The following is a 16,843-nucleotide window of genomic DNA, read 5'->3' as shown; positions in this document are numbered from 1 at the left end:
AGGCATGGCTGATAAACAACTTGCGTATGATACGCGCGGAAAAAACGATCTGTTTGCCGACGACGATCCGTTGGCTGAACTGGCCCGTATCGTCGGCTTCGAGCCGCGTGTTGCAGCGAATACAGTGACGGAGACCGCGCGCCGTGAGCCCGCCCTCGATCTCGAGGATGAGCTTGGGCGCGAGTTCGACCGCTACGACTCGCCACGTCCGCTTGCGGAGCTCGATCGGCCCGCCGAACCGATCTCTGATGACCTCACGCCTGAAGATTACGTCGAGCCCGTTCTCGATGCTTCTTCCGCTGCCGAACATGCGGAGGCTCCTGAGCCGGTTTCGGTTTCCGTCGCTGCCGTTGAGGCCGAAGAAGCTTTGCCCGCCGCAGGGAATGGGGACGCATCTGTCGCCGACTGGGCGGAGCAGCTTTCTCCCGAGCCTGACGCGTCGGTGCAATCGGCCTTCGGCGGTGCGCGCGACCTGATCGAGGAGCTTGAACTGTCGATCGGTGCAGCACCGGTCTCTTCGTTGGCGCAGCCCACCAAGGCGCCGCAATGGTCGGCTGCCAGCATCAGGCTGCCGCTTGCCAATTTCCATGCCCCGAGGCGCGAGGAGCCGGTTGTTTTGCCGGAGCCTGTGGTCGAAGCTGTCTCCGCACCGGTTGCTGAAGCACCATCCGCCGATCTTCCTGTGGTCGAGCCTCAACCTGTCATCGAGCCGCCGGCGCTTGTCGCCGCTGTCGAGCCTTCCGAAGAATTCGAATCCGCTTCTTCTTCACTTGGCTTTCCCGCCGAACTCGATCGCCATGATGAGGTGATCGCGCCGGAAGAGACCGCCGAGGCCGAAGAATTCGTCGAAGCCGAGGAAGAGCTGGAGGATTTCGGTCCCGACGCCGGTTTCGATCTCATCGCCGCCGCCGTCGAAGGCGAGATCCAAGCCGATGCCGCGCTGACCGAGGTCGTGCCGGATGTTCCGCACACCGTCGGCACATTCGATCTCGACGATCTGCTCGCCGACGTCTCGCGTTATCCGGTGCCGCAACGTGCCACTCCGGCGCCCGTCTCGCCGCAACCCGCATCGATCGAGGCAGCGCCCGTTCCCGCCACCCCCGTGGCCGCCGCACCCGTCGAGCCCAAGGTGATCGCGCCCGCACCGCTCGCCGCAGCACCCGTCCGGTCTGCTCCGGTCGAGTTGGCCCCTGTCTATGCTGTCGAAGCCGCAAGGCCGATCGCGCCGCAGCTTGCCGAGGTCGTTGCGCCTCAGCCTGCCGCAGCGACATATTCGCCTGCGCCGCAGCCGGTATCGGAAGCCGACGACCCCTTCGCCGGCCATGATTTCGAGCTGGATCTTGCCGGCATCGAGCTGGAACTGACCGATCTCGATTTCTCCGAGCCGTCCGAGCCCGCACCGCAGCCTGAGCCGCCGGCCCCTGCTCCCCAGCAGGCGGCTGCCGTCGCTCCTCGCCCCGCTCCGGTTTTTGCTCCTGAGCCGCCGGCTCCTGCTTTTGAGCAGGCTGCAGCCGCTCCTGCACGGTCCGCTCCGGCCTTCGTTCCCGAGCCACAGGCTCAAGCTCCGGCTCCGGCTTTCAACTGGACGCCTGTCTCCGAATCGACCGAAGACCTGCCATTCGATCCGGCGATGATCTCCGATCCGGAGGATCGTCCCGAGGCCGTCGACGACATGCACGTGCCGGCGCTGCCGCCGGTCGAGCAGCCCGCGCCGGTCGCGAAATCCGCGGATTTCGATTTCGATCTCGACGCCGAGATTGCCAGCTTCTTTGAACCGGCCAAACCGCGGCAAACGCCGACGCCGGTCCGGGATACGGCCGCCGCCGCTGCACAGCCGGTCAAGCCCACCATCGCCGATGGCCTCGATGATTTCGAACGGGCGCTGGAGGAAGATTTCCGCCGCAGCGTGCGCGAGCCGGTCGAGCGCCGCGAGACCTCCGAGGTCCGCATCGAATCGGCAAGCCAGGCCGCCGATTTCAGCCGCGCCCGATCGATGCGTCAGCTGCTTGCCGGGGCCGTCGTGCTCGTGGTCTTTGCCGGCGTCGGCTATGGCGTCTATTCCTCCGTCTGGAACGGCGAGGGGCTCGGTATTGTCGCGTCCGGCGAACCGCGCGTGATCACAGCCGACAAGGAGCCGGTCAAGGTCGTTCCGGAAAATCCTGGCGGCAAGACCGTGCCGAACCAGGATAAGGCCGTCTACGACCGCGTTGCAGGTTCTGCCGAAGAGCCGAAGCAGAAGGCGCTCGTTTCTTCCGATGAGGCGCCCGTCGATGTGGTCCAGCGCACGCTGACACCGGAAGCGCTGCCCGAGGACGACGAGAACGCCAGCGTCGACGATCAGGTCACGCCGACTGCGGTCGGTGAGACGGAGGATCCGCGTCTGCTGCCAACCCAGGACAGCGCCGACAACGCCTCGGCAACCGACACCGACAAGACGCCGTCCGTTTCGCCGCGCAAGGTCCGCACGATGATCGTCAAGCCTGACGGTACGTTGGTCGCCCGCGAGGAATCGGCGCCCGTCGAAGAGCCGACGCCGTCTGACCAGGCGACACAGTCTGCCCAGGCAACGCCGTCGGCCCAGCCGATGCCGCCAGCTCAGCCGGCGTTGACGGCTCCGTCGACCCCGTCCGCGCAATCGACCCCGGCTGTACCTCCCGTCGGTGGAACGGCCGCAAGCTTCCCGGCAAGCGCCGAGGTTGCTTCCGCCGATGCGCGTTCTGCAGCCCCCGTCGAAACCGCGCCGGTACAGCCGCCGCTCGCCGGCAGTGCCGACGCGCAGGCCGCAAATCCCGCCCCGGTCGCTCCGCCGGTGCGCCCGGTCAAAACCTCGGGGATTGCCGATACCGCTCCGATTCCGACCGCCCGTCCGGTCGATCAGCCCGTCAACGTTGTCGGCACAGTGACCGAGAAGGGCAATGTCCGCCCGACCGCACAGCAGCCGAAGACGACGGAGGTCGCCGTCGCAGCACCCGTCGCCGCAAAGCCGCAGCAGGCCGCATCCGCCGGCGGCTACGGCATCCAGATCGCCTCGCTGCCTTCGGAAGACGAGGCGACCAAATCCTATGCCAACCTGTCGAAGAAATTCGCCAGCGTGCTCGGCGGCCGCAGCCACGAGATCCGCAGGGCCGATATCGCCGGCAAGGGCACTTTCTACCGTGTCCGCATACCGGCCGGTTCCAAGGATGAGGCCGCAGCACTGTGCGAACAGTATCGCGCGGCGGGTGGAAGCTGCCTGATCTCCAGGTAGGATCGCGTCTTTGAGTTTCAGAGCGGCGGGCCAGATCGGTCCGCCGCTCTTTTTTGTGCATCGCGCCCGACCTTGCTCGCATTTGGCCGGGCGCCGGCTATGGTTCTTACATGACCGAATCAAAAGCGATGATCCTTGGCTGCAGCGGCCTTGCCCTCACATCCGAAGAGAAAGCCTTTTACCGAGGCGAGCGACCCTGGGGCTTCATCCTCTTCGGGCGCAACATCTCCGAAGCACGGCAGATCGCCGATCTCGTCGCCGAACTGCGCGATAGCGTCGGCTGGCATGCGCCGGTGCTGATCGACCAGGAGGGCGGCCGCGTCCAGCGCATCCGCCCACCCATTCTGGCGCGTTATCCTTCCGGCCATGCGCTCGGCGATCTCTATCGCCGCGATCGCGCACTCGGCCTGCGCGCTGCCTGGCTGATGTCGCGGCTGCACGCCTTCGATCTTTCGAGCCTCGGCATCGATGTCGATTGCCTGCCGGTGCTTGATGTGCCGGTCGAGGGCAGCAGTAATGTCATCGGCGACCGCGCCTATGGTGGCGATCCGCAGACCGTCATAGCGATGGGCCGGGCGGCTGCCGAGGGGCTGAAGGCCGGCGGCCTGTTGCCCGTGATGAAGCATATGCCCGGCCACGGTCGCGGCTTTGCCGATTCACATCTGGAGCTGCCCGTCGTCACCGTCCCGCGCGATGAGCTGGAGCTTCATGACTTCCCGCCCTTCATCGCGATGAAGGACGAGTTGATGGCCATGACCTGCCACGTCGTTTTCGCCGCCATCGACCCGGACAATCCGGCGACGACCTCGCGCAAGGTGATCGACGGCATCATCCGCGAGCACATCGGCTTTAACGGTCTGCTGCTCTCCGACGACAGCTCGATGAACGCTCTTTCCGGCACGATCGGTGAACGTGCGGCGAATATCATTGCAGGCGGATGCGATATCGTGCTGCATTGCAATGGCAATATGGACGAGATGCGGGAGGTTGTGGCAAATGTTCCGCCGCTCGCCGGCATATCGCTTGCCCGCGCAAAAGCGGTGGAAGCAGGCTTCGCGGCGCCGGATACCGCCGATGAAGCGGAATTGAGGGCGGAATTCGAAGCGATGTTTGCGACGGTCTGATCGTAAGGGAGCAGCTAGGTGAACACGGTCAAGGGCACGGAACGTCCACAGGCGGCAACGCCGATGGACAAGCTGTGGCAGGATAACGGAGCTGAGCGCGCCAGCCACGAGCCGGCGCTGGTGATCGACGTCGCCGGCTTCGAAGGTCCGCTCGACCTGTTGCTCTATCTTGCCCGCAACCAGAAGGTCGATCTGTCGCGCATTTCGGTGCTGGCGCTCGCCGAGCAATATCTGCTGTTCATCGAAAGCGCCCGGCGTATCCGCATCGAGCTTGCCGCCGATTACCTCGTCATGGCAGCCTGGCTTGCCTATCTCAAGTCGAAGCTGCTCATTCCCCAGCAGGTCAAGGATGACGGCCCTTCCGGCGAGGAACTGGCGGCAACGCTCGCCTTCCGCCTGAAACGCCTCGAAGCCATGCGCCAGGCTGCAGACGGCCTCGTCAACCGCAATCGCCTCGGCCGCGATATCTTCGTGCGCGGCGCGCCCGAGCATATTCCCGACCGCCAGCAATCCGCTTATGCGGCGAGCCTTTACGATCTCCTGACCGCCTATGCGGCGCTGCGCCAGCGCCATGCCGTCACCCAGGTGACGATTGAGCGGCGCACCGTCTGGTCGCTGACCGATGCCCGCGAGCTGCTGACCCAGATGATCGGCGAGGTCGCTGACTGGACGGCGATGGAGCATTATCTGCTGCGGTATCTCGCAGCGCCCGAAGAACGCGTCACGGCAATCGCCAGCGCCTTTGCCGCCTCGCTGGAGCTGGTGCGCGAGGGCAAACTCGAAATCCGCCAGGACGGCGCCTTTCAGCCGATATACATGCGCCGCGGTCCGAAACATGCCACGCTGCAGGTGGTCGAACAGGAGCGGCCGGCTTGATCGATCTGAAGGGCGAAGAGGATTTCGAAGGCAATTTCGAAGACAGGAGCCGCGACCTGCAGGCCGAGATCGAGGCCGAGCGCATCGCCGAGGCGCTGGTCTTCGCCTCCTCGCAGCCGGTCTCCGAAGGCTTCCTCGCCGAGCGCCTGCCTGAGAAGACCGACGTGCATGCGATCATGCTGCGCCTGAAGGAGCAATATGCGCCGCGCGGCGTCAATCTCGTGCAGGTCGAAGGAGCATGGGCCTTCCGCACTGCCGCCGACCTGTCCTTCGTCATCCGCCGTGATGACAATGAGGTGAAGAAGCTTTCGCGCGCCGCACTGGAAGTGCTGGCGATCATCGCCTATCACCAGCCGGTGACGCGTGCCGAAATCGAGGATATCCGCGGCGTCCAGACCTCGCGCGGCACGCTCGACGTGCTGATGGAAGCTGGCTGGGTTCGGTTCCGTGGTCGCCGGCGCACGCCGGGCCGGCCGGTGACATTGGGCACGACACGCGATTTCCTCGATCATTTCGGTCTCGAAGAGCTGCGTGACCTGCCCGGTCTCGAAGAGTTGAAGGGAGCGGGCTTGCTGTCGGGCCGCATTCCGGCAAACTTCAATATTCCCTCGCCGTTGATGAACGACGAACTGACCGAGGACGAAGACCCGATCACCCAGATGGACCTCGAGGAACTGGGGTTGCTGGCGCCACGCGGCACCTCTGAAGATTGAGGGGCTTGCGTCTTGCTTTTGCCATGCATGGCGAAAACAATGGAGCCAGCACTTTTCGGCGGGTCAATGGCTTGTCATAAAGGGCGATACCGTGACATTAAGCGCAGTTCAAAGGGCGTGATGTTGGAAACGGTGTCGGAAATCCTTACATCGTGGGAACATAGAAACAGGGAGTTAGCGTAATGGGTGGTTTTAGCATGTGGCACTGGTTGATCGTTCTGGTCATCGTGCTGTTGTTGTTCGGTCGTGGCAAGATTCCGGAACTGATGGGCGACGTTGCCAAGGGCATCAAGAGCTTCAAGAAGGGCATGACGGACGAAGACGCGCCGGATACGGCAAAGACCGTCGATCACAAGGCCGACGAAACGAAGTAACCAAGTCCGGGAAAAAGCGCAGCCCCCGCGCTTCCCGTCCAGGAGCCTTGCATGTTCGATATTGGCTGGACCGAGCTTTTGGTCATCGCGGTCGTACTGATCGTGGTCGTCGGTCCCAAGGATTTGCCGCCGATGCTGCGCGCTTTCGGCAAGATGACGCAGCGCGCCCGCAAGGTTGCGGGTGATTTCCGTGCGCAGTTCGATGAGGCGTTGCGCGAAGCCGAGCTTGACGATGTCCGCCAGACGATCAGCGACGCCCAAAAGCTCAACCCGGTCAACAGCCTGCGCGAGGCGATGAACCCGCTCCGCCAGATGGGCAACGAGATCAAGGCCGACCTGCAGAAGGCGACCACGGTCACGGAAAACAAGACCGAGGTGCCTCCCGATGCTGTCGCAGCCCCGACGCCGTCGATGAGCTTGCCGGAAACGCCGCCATTGGTAGCGACACCTGCGCCGTCGGAACCGGTCGCCGCAGCGATTGTGCAAGCTGATACGGTTGCGGCCAGGCCGAAGGCTGTGCGCAAGCCGCGCGTCAAGCCTGCCGACCAGGTCGATGCTGCGGCCGCCGTTGCCGTGCCTGTGGAAAAGCCGAAACGCACGACGGCGGTCAGGAAGCCTGCAACGCCGAAGAATCCTGCGCAGACAAAGAAGGACGAGGCATGAGCGGTGATATCGAAGACAAGCCGCAGCCGTTGATCGAGCACCTGATGGAGCTGCGCACGCGGCTGATGTGGTCGATCGGCGCGTTTTTCGTCGCCTTCATCGCATGCTTCTTTTTTGCCAAGAATCTCTTCAATTATCTGGTCATCCCATACAAGACGGCGGTCCAGTGGGCTAATCTCGACGTCGAGAAGGCCCAACTCATCTACACCGCGCCGCAGGAATTCTTCTTCACGCAGGTCAAGGTGGCGATGTTCGGCGGCCTTGTGGTCGCTTTCCCGATCATCGCCGCCCAGGTCTACAAGTTCGTGGCGCCCGGCCTCTACAAGAACGAGCGTCAGGCTTTCCTGCCGTTCCTGATCGCTTCGCCGGTCCTGTTCCTAATGGGCGGCGCGCTCGTCTATTTCTTCTTCACCCCGATGGTCATGTGGTTCTTCCTGTCGATGCAGCAGGCGCCCGGTCATGACGAGATAGCAATCTCGCTGATGCCGAAGGTCTCGGAATATCTGAGCCTGATCATGACGCTGGTCTTCTCCTTCGGCCTCGTTTTCCAGCTGCCTGTCATCACCACGTTGCTCGCCCGTGTCGGTCTTCTGACGTCGCAATGGCTCGCCGAAAAGCGCAAATTTGCCATCGTCCTCGCCTTCGTCGTCGCCGCCGTGCTGACGCCGCCGGACCCGATGTCCCAGATCGGCCTTGCGATACCGACGATCATTCTCTACGAAATTTCCATCTATGCGGCGCGACTCGTGGAGCGCCAGCGTGCCCGGCAGGCGGTCGAAAAGGAAACCGGATCCGCAGACGTTGCCAAGACGGACAGCGTCTGAGCTGCGATCAGGAAATCCCTTCATGAACGCCGTCGACTGCATAGTCCCTAAATCCGAAACGGTTTAAGGAATTAGGCAGCAATTCAAAGTGTTGCGGTGTCCTTTGCGCGTCTGAAAAGACAGGGCGGCGCTGTAACATCCGGTCGAGGCCCAATCAGGCTTTGGCCGGGCCACCTCTGTTGCAACGACCTGGAACGACGATGCTCGATATCAAATGGATCCGTGAGAATCCCGAAGCGCTCGATGCCGCCCTCGCCAAGCGCGGTGCCGAGCCTCTTGCCCAAAGTCTCGTTGCCCTCGATGAAAAGCGCCGCTCCGCCGTGCAGAAGGCGCAGGACCTGCTGTCCCGCCGCAACCTCGCCTCCAAGGAGATTGGCGCGGCGATGGCCCAGAAGAATAGCGAGCTGGCCGAGAAGCTGAAGGCGGAGGTCTCTGAACTCAAGACCCTGCTGCCGGCGATCGAGGAAGAGGACCGGCAGCTGACGGCCGAACTCAACGACGCGCTCTCGCGCATCCCGAACATCCCCTTCGATGACGTCCCGGTCGGCAAGGACGAGCATGACAATGTCGTCACCCGCACCGTCGGCGAAAAGCCACGCTGGAACCACGCACCGAAGGAGCACTTCGAAATCGGCGAAGCGCTCGGCTATATGGATTTCGAGCGCGCCGCCAAGCTCTCCGGCTCGCGCTTCACGGTTCTGACCGGGCCGCTCGCCAGGCTCGAGCGTGCGCTCGGCCAGTTCATGATCGATCTCCACACCAGCGAGCACGGCTATACCGAAGTCAGCTCGCCGCTGATGGTGCGCGACGAGGCCGTCTATGGTACTGCCCAGCTGCCGAAATTCGCCGAGGATCTCTTCAGGACGACTGATGGACGCTGGTTGATCCCGACGGCCGAAGTGACGCTGACCAATCTGGTGCGCGAGGAAATCCTCGACCAGGATAAGCTGCCGTTGCGCTTTACCGCGCTGACGCCGTCCTTCCGCTCGGAAGCAGGATCCGCCGGCCGCGATACGCGCGGCATGCTGCGCCAGCATCAGTTCTGGAAATGCGAGCTCGTCTCGATCACCGATGCCGAGAGCGCCGTTGCCGAGCATGAGCGCATGACCGCCTGCGCCGAGGAAGTGCTGAAGCGCCTCGGCCTGCATTTCCGCACCATGACGCTTTGCACCGGCGACATGGGCTTCGGCTCGCGCAAGACTTACGATCTCGAAGTCTGGCTGCCGGGACAGAATGCCTTCCGTGAGATCTCTTCCTGCTCGGTCTGCGGCGATTTTCAGGGTCGGCGAATGAATGCGCGCTACCGCGGTAAGGACGACAAGAGCAACAGGTTCGTCCACACGCTGAACGGTTCCGGCACGGCGGTCGGCCGCTGCCTGATCGCCGTCCTTGAAAATTATCTGAACGAGGACGGTTCGGTCACGATTCCGGACGTTTTGCTGCCTTATATGGGCGGATTGACCAAGATCGAACGGGCGGCCTGAGGCGATGCGCATCCTGCTTACGAATGACGACGGCATTCACGCCGAAGGTCTTGCCGCGCTGGAGCGGATCGCGCGCACGCTGTCCGACGATGTCTGGATCGTGGCGCCCGAGACCGACCAGAGCGGCCTGGCCCATTCGCTGAGCCTCTCCGAACCTTTGCGGCTGCGCAAGATTTCCGACAAGCATTTCGCCCTGCGCGGCACGCCGACCGATTGCGTCATCATGGGCATCCGGCAGGTGATGGACATCAAGCCGGATCTCGTCCTGTCAGGCGTCAATTCAGGCTCGAACGTCGCCGACGACGTGACCTATTCCGGCACGATCGCGGGCGCCATCGAGGGCACGATGCAGGGCGTGCGCTCCTTCGCGCTGAGCCAGGCTTATCTCTATGAGGACGGTGCGCGCATCGTGCCCTGGGAGGTCTGCGAGACGCATGCGCCGGCTCTTCTGGAAAAGCTGATGGTCCTGGACCTGCCGGAGGGCACGTTCCTCAATCTAAACTTCCCGAACTGCCGTCCCGACGAGGTCGACGGCGCCGAGGTGACCATGCAGGGCAAGCTCGCCTTCAATCTGCAGGTCGACGCCCGCTCCGACGGCCGGGGCTTTCCTTACTACTGGCTGAAGTTTGGCGAACGCGCCGGCGCCTTCGTCGAAGGCACCGATATTCACGCCCTGAAGCATAATAAGATTTCGGTAACGCCTTTGAAACTGGATCTGACCGATTATTCCGTGACGGACCGCGTGGCGCGGGCCTTGGGATACGGAGCACAAGTTTGACGGCAAGACTGGCGGAGAAGGAGGGCTTTGCGGCGCTCGTCCTCAGATTGCGTGCCGAAGGCATCTCGGACCTCGATCTGCTGACGGCGGTCGAGCAGACGCAGCGTTCGTTGTTCGTGCCGCCGCAATTCGCCGACGACGCCTATTCGAGCCGGACGATCCCGATCGAATGCGGTTCCTTCCTCGAGGGTATCGATTTTGCCGTCCGCATCCTGCATCACCTCAAGCTCAAGCCCGGCCAGCGCGTCCTGGAGATCGGCACGGGAAGTGGCTTTACCGCCGCCGTGATGGGCCGCCTGGCCGAGCGTGTTCTGTCCATCGATCGCTACAAGACGCTGACATCAGCCGCGCAGCGGCGCATGGAATCGCTTGGTCTGCGCAGCGTCGTCATCCGCCAGGCCGACGGCAGCGCCGGCATGCAGGGTGAGGGCACCTTCGACCGCATCCTGGTGACGGCGGCGTTCAACGCGATGCCGCGCTTTTATACCGACCAGCTCGTTTCCGGCGGCTCGATGATCGCGCCGCTGATGATTTCCGAGAACGAGTGTCGGATGGTGCGGCTGACGAAAACCGGCAGCCGTTTCGAACGCGAGGAACTGTTCGAAGCGCCCTATCTGCCGATCGTTCCGCGTCTTGCCTCGCTGCTGTAGACGTGGATGATTTCAGGCCGGACAGCCCTGAGATTTGCCATCAGAAAAGAGCGCGCATGATCTCGTCCGAGAACCGCTAAGACTTTTCGGCATCATGCTCAGCACACTGCGATTTTTCGCCCGTAAGCTATGGTTATCAACTTCTCAAAAAAATCGCACTGATTCCAGCATCTTAACTGCGTGGTAATACTAACGCGTTTTAATAGACTCACAAATGGTTGCGTTCTCAGTGGGTCGAGTCATGCGTTTCAGTCTTTCGCCAAAGTTCGGGAAGTCGGCCGGTAATCTTCTGGTTGTTAGCCTGCTGGCAAGTGCCGCAACGGGCTGCAGTTCCGATGTGACACGGTTTGGCGGCTTGTTTTCCTCCTCCGGGCAGGACCAGATCACCACAAGTTCCATTCCGCGCAGGAATGTGAACGGTTCTCAGGGCGATCCGGTGCCGCGCGCCGATCTTAGCAGCTCGGCCGTTGCCAGTCAGTCGGGCTACGGCGGCGGCAATGACGCGCTGAACCAGCCTTATCCCGCCCGCCAGGGTTACGATCCGACCCGCACGTCGAGCTCGAGCGCACGTCTCGCTTCCGCGCCGGTCTCGGTGCAGCGTTCAGAGTTGGCCGCGCCGACGGCGGCGGCACCATCCCGGCAGCGGGAAAAGGAAGTTGCGCTCGCCCAGCCTTTCCCAGCTGCGCCGCAGGCCGAAAAGCCCCGATTGGTGGCGCCGGCTGCGCCGAAGGTGACGCCTGATACGCTGACGACAGGCACGACGCCGAAGGTTTCAGGCTGGTCCGCGACCAACGCTCCGTCGGTGACACTGCGTCCGGGTGAAAGCATCGCCACGCTCTCCAGGCGTTTCGGCGTACCGGAAAAGGAAATCCTGCGCGTCAATGCTCTGAAGACGGCATCTGCCGCTCAGCCCGGCCAGGCGATCCTGATCCCGACCTTCAACGGCGGCAATGCCGCCAAGGCGGCATCGCAGGCGGCTGACCTTTCCAAGCCCGGCAAAATGCCGGCGCCGAAGGCGCCTGAGCAGAACGTCGCTGTCGTTCCGGGCGCCAATTCTGCCCGCGACAAGACGCTGGCGAGTGGCGATGTCACCGGCAAACTTCCCGCCGGCGCTGGCAAGGATCCGAAGGCGCCTGCCGGCACCTATGTCGTCAAGCAAGGCGATTCGCTGGCAAAGATTGCCAAGGCGACCGGTAGCAATGTCGACGACCTCAAGGCTGCCAACAATCTTTCGGCCAGCTCGCTCCGCATCGGTCAGGCTCTGAAAATCCCGAACGGCACCGCCGACAATATCAAGACCGCCTCGATCCCGGTCGAGAAGGTCGATCCGAAGCCGACCCAGCCGGCGGTTGCCCAGCAGACGGCTTCCGTTCAGCCTGCGCCCTATAAGGCGCCGGCCGCGACTCAGACCGTCGACGATGTGGAGAAGAAGTCGGACGTCAGCTCCGCCGCGCCGGAATCGACCGGCATCGGCAAATATCGCTGGCCGGTGCGCGGCCAGGTCATTGCTTCATACGGCGCCAACGTCAACGGCAACCGCAATGACGGCATCGACATTTCGGTACCGCAGGGCACGCCGATCAAGGCTGCCGAAAACGGCGTCGTCATCTATGCCGGCAACGGCCTGAAGGAACTCGGCAACACGGTTCTCGTCCGTCACGACGACGGCACCGTCACCGTCTACGGCAACGCCGATACGCTGAGCGTCGCCCGCGGCCAGAAGATCCAGCGCGGCCAGACCGTCGCCGTCTCCGGCATGAGCGGCGACGTCAAGCAGCCGCAGGTCCATTTCGAGGTGCGCAAGGATGCGTCCCCGGTCAACCCGATGACTTTCCTGGAATAGGTACAGCGTACCAGGAAACGCAAAAGCCCGGCCGCCAGCCGGGCTTTTGTCATTTGATGGATGACGCCCAAAAGTGGGTGGCGGTTTTGGGAGGACGACGTGCATAAGCGCGTCGCATGAATTCCGATGGCGCGACGCGCTTTAGATGTTTAGTCCCGGTCGATGTGAACCCGCATGCGCCCGGCCAGATCCTGAATATACTGCCAGGCGACGCGGCCGGAGCGTGCGCCGCGCGTCGTTGCCCATTCCAGCGCTTCGGCATGCATGTTGTCGCGTTCGAGCCCGAGCTTGAAGTGATCGGCATAGCCGTCGATCATGCCGAGATAATCCTCCTGGCTGCATTTGTGGAAGCCGAGCCAGAGGCCGAAGCGGTCGGAAAGCGAAACCTTCTCCTCGACCGCTTCCGACGGATTGATCGCCGTCGACTGCTCGTTTTCCATCATGTGGCGCGGCAGGAGATGGCGCCGGTTGGAGGTGGCGTAGAAGAGCACATTGTCCGGCCGTCCTTCGATGCCGCCGTCGAGTGCCGCCTTCAGCGACTTGTAGGCGGTATCGTCGTGATCGAAGGAGAGGTCGTCGCAGAAGACGATCACGCGGTACGGCGTGTCCTTCAGGAGGTCGAGCAGATTGGGAAGGCTGGCGATATCTTCACGATGGACTTCGACCAGTTTCAGCGAGGCGCTGCTTTCGCGCCTGACATCCTCGTGCACGGCCTTGACCAGAGAGGATTTGCCCATGCCGCGCGCGCCCCAGAGCAGCACATTGTTGGCGGCATAACCCTCGGCGAAACGCACCGTATTCTCGTGCAGGATGTCGCGCACGTGATCGACGCCGCGGATGAGCGTCAACGCCACCCGGTTCGGCCTCCTGACCGGCTGCAGATGCTGGCGCAATGGCGCCCAGACGAAACAGTCGGCAGCATCCCAGTCGTTGAGGGCGGGTGCCGGTCCGGCGAGACGCTCGACGGCGTCTGCGAGCCGCTTCAGCTCGGCAAGTAGGGCTGTGTTGATTTCCTCGGTCATCGGTGGCCTCCTGATTTCTCACTGCGGCAATCCGCTTTGATCTTTCGATGCCGCTAATGCATGTCGCCCGGAAGCGTGGAGCGGTTCCGGGATAACGACATGCTTGAAAACAAAAGAGCTAAAGCGCGTCGCATCGATCTAGTTCGATGCGACGCGCTTTAGCATGGCGTTTTGGCGGCGGAAAGGTTATGAGGCAGCGGAATCGGTACGGTTTCCGGCTGTTTCTGTTGCATTCATCGAAGCCGTAACTATAGTCCGGCAACCTGAAAAGAGAGGCGGAGTTCCGCCGCCCAAGCCTGAGGAGTTTAGCATGTTCATCACCCCGGCATTCGCCCAGAGCGCGACCGATACCGCAACGGGATTCGGCGGCTCCGGTTTCGAAATGATCATCCTGTTCGTGCCGCTGATGGTCGTCTGGTACTTCCTGCTGATCCGTCCGCAGCGCGCACAGGCAAAAAAGCGTGAGGAAACCCTGAAGGCGATCCGTCGCGGCGACCAGGTCGTCACCGGTGGCGGCCTCGTCGGTAAGGTCACCAAGGTGATCGACGAAAAGGAAGTCGAAGTCGAGATCGCTGACGGCGTGCGCGTGCGCATCGTCCGCAGCGGCATCTCCGAAATTCGCGTCAAGGGTGAACCGGTCAAGGCCGACGCGGCGTAACAAGCGATAACGGCAGGACCGCCGGATCGGAAGATCGTCGAGAGAATGTTGCATTTTTCCCGCTGGAAAACACTTCTGATTTGGCTGGCCGCGTTTGCGGCCATCGTCATCGCTGCGCCCAATCTGCTGACCGAGGCGCAGCGATCCTCCCTGCCGGACTGGTTGCGGCACGACCGCGTAGTGCTTGGTCTCGACCTGCAGGGCGGCTCGCATATCGTTCTGAAGGTCGAGCGCTCCGATATCGTCAGAGACCGCCTGGAAGAGGTGGTCGCCAATGTACGCAACGCGCTGCGCGGCGCCGGCATCCGCTATACCGGACTGACCGGCAATGACCAGACCGTCACCGTCCGCATCACCGATGCGGCCCAGACACAGGCGGCGGTCGATCTCCTGAAGCCTTTGACGACGGCTGGCGGACATTCGGGACCTGATGTCGCCCTGCAGCAGGGTGACCAGGGGCAGCTCTCGCTGCAGATTTCCGACGCCGGCATTACCGCTGACGTCGCTTCCGCCCGGACCCGCTCGCTCGATATCGTTGGCCGCCGCATCGCCGGATTGGGCAATGATAATTTCCTCGTTCGCCCCGATGGCGCCGACCGCATCGTCGTGCAGGTGCTGGGATCAATCGATGCGGAGCGGCTGAAGAATATCCTGAACCAGCCGGCCAAGCTTTCCTTTCATCTGATCGACGAAAGCATGTCGGGGCAGGAGGCGCTGAACGGCCGCTGGCCGACGACATCGCAGGTGCTCTATTCGCTTGACGATCCGCCGGTACCGTATCTCGTCGACCGCACGGCTTTCATCACCGGCAGCAACATGGTCGATATCGAGCCTGTCGTCGATCAACAGACGCAGGATACCTCGATCGCCTACCGTCTCGATGCCGAAGGCACGCAGCGGCTGGCGCAGGCGACAGGGCAGAATATCGGCAAGCACCTTGCCATCGTCTTTGACGACCAGGTGATGTCATCACCGGTCATCGATGCGGCGATCACCGGCGGCGAGGGCCGGATTTCGGCAAACTTCTCCGAGGATGGCGTCCGCGACCTTGCGATCATGCTACGGGCCGGCGCCTTGCCGGCGACGCTCACCAGCGTTGAGGAACGCAGCGTCAGCCCGAGATTCGGCGCCGATTCTATCTTCAACGGCCTCGTCGCCGGCCTCGTCGCCGTCGTATTGGTCGCGGCACTGATGATCGCGCTCTATCGCATCCTCGGCATCATCGCCGTCGCATCGCTCTTCCTCAACCTGATCCTCATCGTCGCGGTGCTCAGCCTTATCGGCGCGACGCTTACCTTGCCAGGGATTGCCGGTATCGTGCTGATCGTCGGCATGGCGGTCGATTCGAACGTTCTGATCTATGAGCGAATCCGCGAAGAGGAAAAAACCACCCATTCCTTTGCGGAGGCCGTCGGTCGCGGTTTCTCGCGCGCATTCGCAACGATCGTCGACGCCAATGTGACGATCTTCATCGCCGCCATCATCCTCTTCTTCCTCGGCAGCGAATCCATCCGCGGTTTCGCGGTAACGCTTGCGGTCGGCATCCTGACGACCGTTTTCACGGCATTCACGCTGACGCGCTCGATCGTTGCCGTCTGGTTGAGAAGGCGCCATCCCCGGCATCTGCCGAAGAGCGTGCTGACGCATCTTTTCGAACACGCCAATATCCGCTTCATGGGCATCCGCCGTTATGTCTTTACGGCGTCGGCGGTCATCTCGCTGATCGCCATGGCCGCCTTTGCCACCGTCGGCCTGCATCTCGGCATTGATTTCACCGGCGGCTCGCTCATCGAGGTGACGGCAAAGCAGGGCAATGCCGACATCGCCGATCTCAGCTCGCGTCTGAATGATCTCAATCTCGGCGATGTCAGTGTCGAGCGCACCGGTGGCCCGTCGAACGCGCGGATCCGCATCGCATCCCAGGGCGGCGGCGAGAATGCCGAGCAGTCGGCGGCGACGCTGGTGCGCGGCGAGCTCCAGGAAGATTATGATTTTCGCCGCGTCGAGGTCGTCGGCCCCGCCATCTCGGGCGAATTGACGATGATGGCGACGCTCGGCGTGCTTGCAGCACTTGCGGCGATCCTCATCTACATCTGGATCCGCTTCGAATGGCAATTCGCGGTCGGCGCCATCATTGCCACGCTGCACGATGTCATCATCATGCTCGGTCTCTTCGTCCTCACCGGCATCGAGTTCAACCTGACGAGCATCGCCGCCGTGCTGACCATCGTCGGTTATTCCCTGAACGATACGGTCGTGGTCTACGACCGAATGCGCGAGAATCTGAAGCGATACAAGAAGATGCCGCTGCCGATCCTGATCGATGCTTCGATCAACCAGACGCTGTCGCGCACCGTTCTGACCGCGGCGACGACGCTGATCGCCTTGCTGGCGCTCTTTCTCTTCGGCGGTGAAGTCATCCGTTCCTTCACCTTTGCGATGCTCTTCGGCGTCGCTCTCGGCACCTTCTCTTCGATCTATATCGCCGCTCCTGTCTTGATCGTCTTCCGGCTGCGGCCGGAGGCTCCCGACGGGGAAGAGAGCAACAAGACGGATGCGGGTGTAAAATCCGGCACGGTGGTTTGAA

At 62.7% G+C, this 16,843-nt stretch carries 14 protein-coding genes; 13 read left to right on the top strand and 1 reads right to left on the bottom strand.

Translation table 11 applies throughout. From position 1 onward, the window contains the following. Positions 1 to 4 precede the first annotated feature (4 nt). The 11 genes from G9X67_RS14075 to G9X67_RS14025 all read left to right on the top strand — a co-directional run bounded on the left by G9X67_RS14075 (position 5) and on the right by G9X67_RS14025 (position 12,576). On the top strand, positions 5 to 3,247 hold the full coding sequence (locus G9X67_RS14075; RefSeq protein WP_246705396.1) for an SPOR domain-containing protein: 3,243 nt from the start codon (positions 5 to 7) through the stop codon (positions 3,245 to 3,247). A gap of 110 nt (positions 3,248 to 3,357) precedes the next feature. Then, positions 3,358 to 4,371, top strand: a complete 1,014-nt coding sequence (gene nagZ / locus G9X67_RS14070) for a beta-N-acetylhexosaminidase (RefSeq protein WP_138329821.1) — start codon at positions 3,358 to 3,360, stop codon at positions 4,369 to 4,371. An 18-nt stretch (positions 4,372 to 4,389) separates the two neighbouring features. Continuing rightward, positions 4,390 to 5,247 carry a ScpA family protein gene (locus tag G9X67_RS14065; protein ID WP_020049690.1) on the top strand — a complete coding sequence of 286 codons (858 nt, stop codon included), beginning with the start codon at positions 4,390 to 4,392 and terminating at the stop codon, positions 5,245 to 5,247. Further along, complete coding sequence (scpB, locus tag G9X67_RS14060; protein WP_003538964.1) at positions 5,244 to 5,960, top strand: SMC-Scp complex subunit ScpB; 717 nt, start codon at positions 5,244 to 5,246, stop codon at positions 5,958 to 5,960. Before G9X67_RS14065 ends, scpB begins: the two co-directional genes overlap by 4 nt. Positions 5,961 to 6,142: 182 nt before the next feature. After that, positions 6,143 to 6,334: a twin-arginine translocase TatA/TatE family subunit gene (locus G9X67_RS14055; RefSeq protein ID WP_017960199.1), complete on the top strand. Its 192-nt coding sequence runs from the start codon at positions 6,143 to 6,145 to the stop codon at positions 6,332 to 6,334. A gap of 51 nt (positions 6,335 to 6,385) precedes the next feature. Then, positions 6,386 to 6,997, top strand: a complete 612-nt coding sequence (tatB, locus tag G9X67_RS14050; RefSeq protein ID WP_171598897.1) for a Sec-independent protein translocase protein TatB — start codon at positions 6,386 to 6,388, stop codon at positions 6,995 to 6,997. Beyond that, on the top strand, positions 6,994 to 7,821 hold the full coding sequence (gene tatC, locus G9X67_RS14045) for a twin-arginine translocase subunit TatC (protein ID WP_129420703.1): 828 nt from the start codon (positions 6,994 to 6,996) through the stop codon (positions 7,819 to 7,821). Before tatB ends, tatC begins: the two co-directional genes overlap by 4 nt. Positions 7,822 to 8,021: 200 nt before the next feature. After that, positions 8,022 to 9,305, top strand: coding sequence for a serine--tRNA ligase (serS, locus tag G9X67_RS14040; protein ID WP_138329815.1), 1,284 nt, complete (start codon positions 8,022 to 8,024; stop codon positions 9,303 to 9,305). A 4-nt stretch (positions 9,306 to 9,309) separates the two neighbouring features. After that, positions 9,310 to 10,083, top strand: coding sequence for a 5'/3'-nucleotidase SurE (surE, locus tag G9X67_RS14035; RefSeq protein ID WP_017991200.1), 774 nt, complete (start codon positions 9,310 to 9,312; stop codon positions 10,081 to 10,083). Continuing rightward, positions 10,080 to 10,733, top strand: coding sequence for a protein-L-isoaspartate(D-aspartate) O-methyltransferase (locus G9X67_RS14030; protein ID WP_011651660.1), 654 nt, complete (start codon positions 10,080 to 10,082; stop codon positions 10,731 to 10,733). The genes surE and G9X67_RS14030 overlap by 4 nt, the downstream gene beginning before the upstream one ends. A gap of 241 nt (positions 10,734 to 10,974) precedes the next feature. Beyond that, positions 10,975 to 12,576 carry a M23 family metallopeptidase gene (locus tag G9X67_RS14025; RefSeq protein WP_171598896.1) on the top strand — a complete coding sequence of 534 codons (1,602 nt, stop codon included), beginning with the start codon at positions 10,975 to 10,977 and terminating at the stop codon, positions 12,574 to 12,576. Between the two features lie 149 nt (positions 12,577 to 12,725). Here the strand turns inward: G9X67_RS14025 and G9X67_RS14020 are convergent, their stop codons facing one another. After that, the gene (locus G9X67_RS14020; RefSeq protein ID WP_171598895.1) at positions 12,726 to 13,598 is read right to left on the bottom strand and encodes an ATP-binding protein; all 873 of its coding nucleotides are present in this window, start codon (positions 13,596 to 13,598) and stop codon (positions 12,726 to 12,728) included. A 310-nt stretch (positions 13,599 to 13,908) separates the two neighbouring features. On the opposite strand from G9X67_RS14020, the gene yajC reads away from it, so the two are divergent. Beyond that, positions 13,909 to 14,256, top strand: a complete 348-nt coding sequence (yajC, locus tag G9X67_RS14015; protein WP_003539006.1) for a preprotein translocase subunit YajC — start codon at positions 13,909 to 13,911, stop codon at positions 14,254 to 14,256. Between the two features lie 45 nt (positions 14,257 to 14,301). After that, positions 14,302 to 16,842: a protein translocase subunit SecDF gene (gene secDF, locus G9X67_RS14010; protein ID WP_138329809.1), complete on the top strand. Its 2,541-nt coding sequence runs from the start codon at positions 14,302 to 14,304 to the stop codon at positions 16,840 to 16,842. Position 16,843 lies beyond the last annotated feature (1 nt).

The organism is Rhizobium sp. WYCCWR 11152, from assembly GCF_013087615.1.
Taxonomy (GTDB): Bacteria; Pseudomonadota; Alphaproteobacteria; order Rhizobiales; family Rhizobiaceae; genus Rhizobium; species Rhizobium indicum.
This window is presented reverse-complemented; position numbering and strand designations above follow the sequence as displayed.

Coding starts and splice junctions, on each gene's coding strand:
- G9X67_RS14075 (WP_246705396.1), top strand. CDS start 5: ATGGCTGATAAACAACTTGCGTATGATACGCGCGGAAAAAACGATCTG.
- nagZ (WP_138329821.1), top strand. CDS start 3,358: ATGACCGAATCAAAAGCGATGATCCTTGGCTGCAGCGGCCTTGCCCTC.
- G9X67_RS14055 (WP_017960199.1), top strand. CDS start 6,143: ATGGGTGGTTTTAGCATGTGGCACTGGTTGATCGTTCTGGTCATCGTG.
- tatB (WP_171598897.1), top strand. CDS start 6,386: ATGTTCGATATTGGCTGGACCGAGCTTTTGGTCATCGCGGTCGTACTG.
- tatC (WP_129420703.1), top strand. CDS start 6,994: ATGAGCGGTGATATCGAAGACAAGCCGCAGCCGTTGATCGAGCACCTG.
- serS (WP_138329815.1), top strand. CDS start 8,022: ATGCTCGATATCAAATGGATCCGTGAGAATCCCGAAGCGCTCGATGCC.
- surE (WP_017991200.1), top strand. CDS start 9,310: ATGCGCATCCTGCTTACGAATGACGACGGCATTCACGCCGAAGGTCTT.
- G9X67_RS14025 (WP_171598896.1), top strand. CDS start 10,975: ATGCGTTTCAGTCTTTCGCCAAAGTTCGGGAAGTCGGCCGGTAATCTT.
- G9X67_RS14020 (WP_171598895.1), bottom strand. CDS start 13,598: ATGACCGAGGAAATCAACACAGCCCTACTTGCCGAGCTGAAGCGGCTC.
- yajC (WP_003539006.1), top strand. CDS start 13,909: ATGTTCATCACCCCGGCATTCGCCCAGAGCGCGACCGATACCGCAACG.
- secDF (WP_138329809.1), top strand. CDS start 14,302: ATGTTGCATTTTTCCCGCTGGAAAACACTTCTGATTTGGCTGGCCGCG.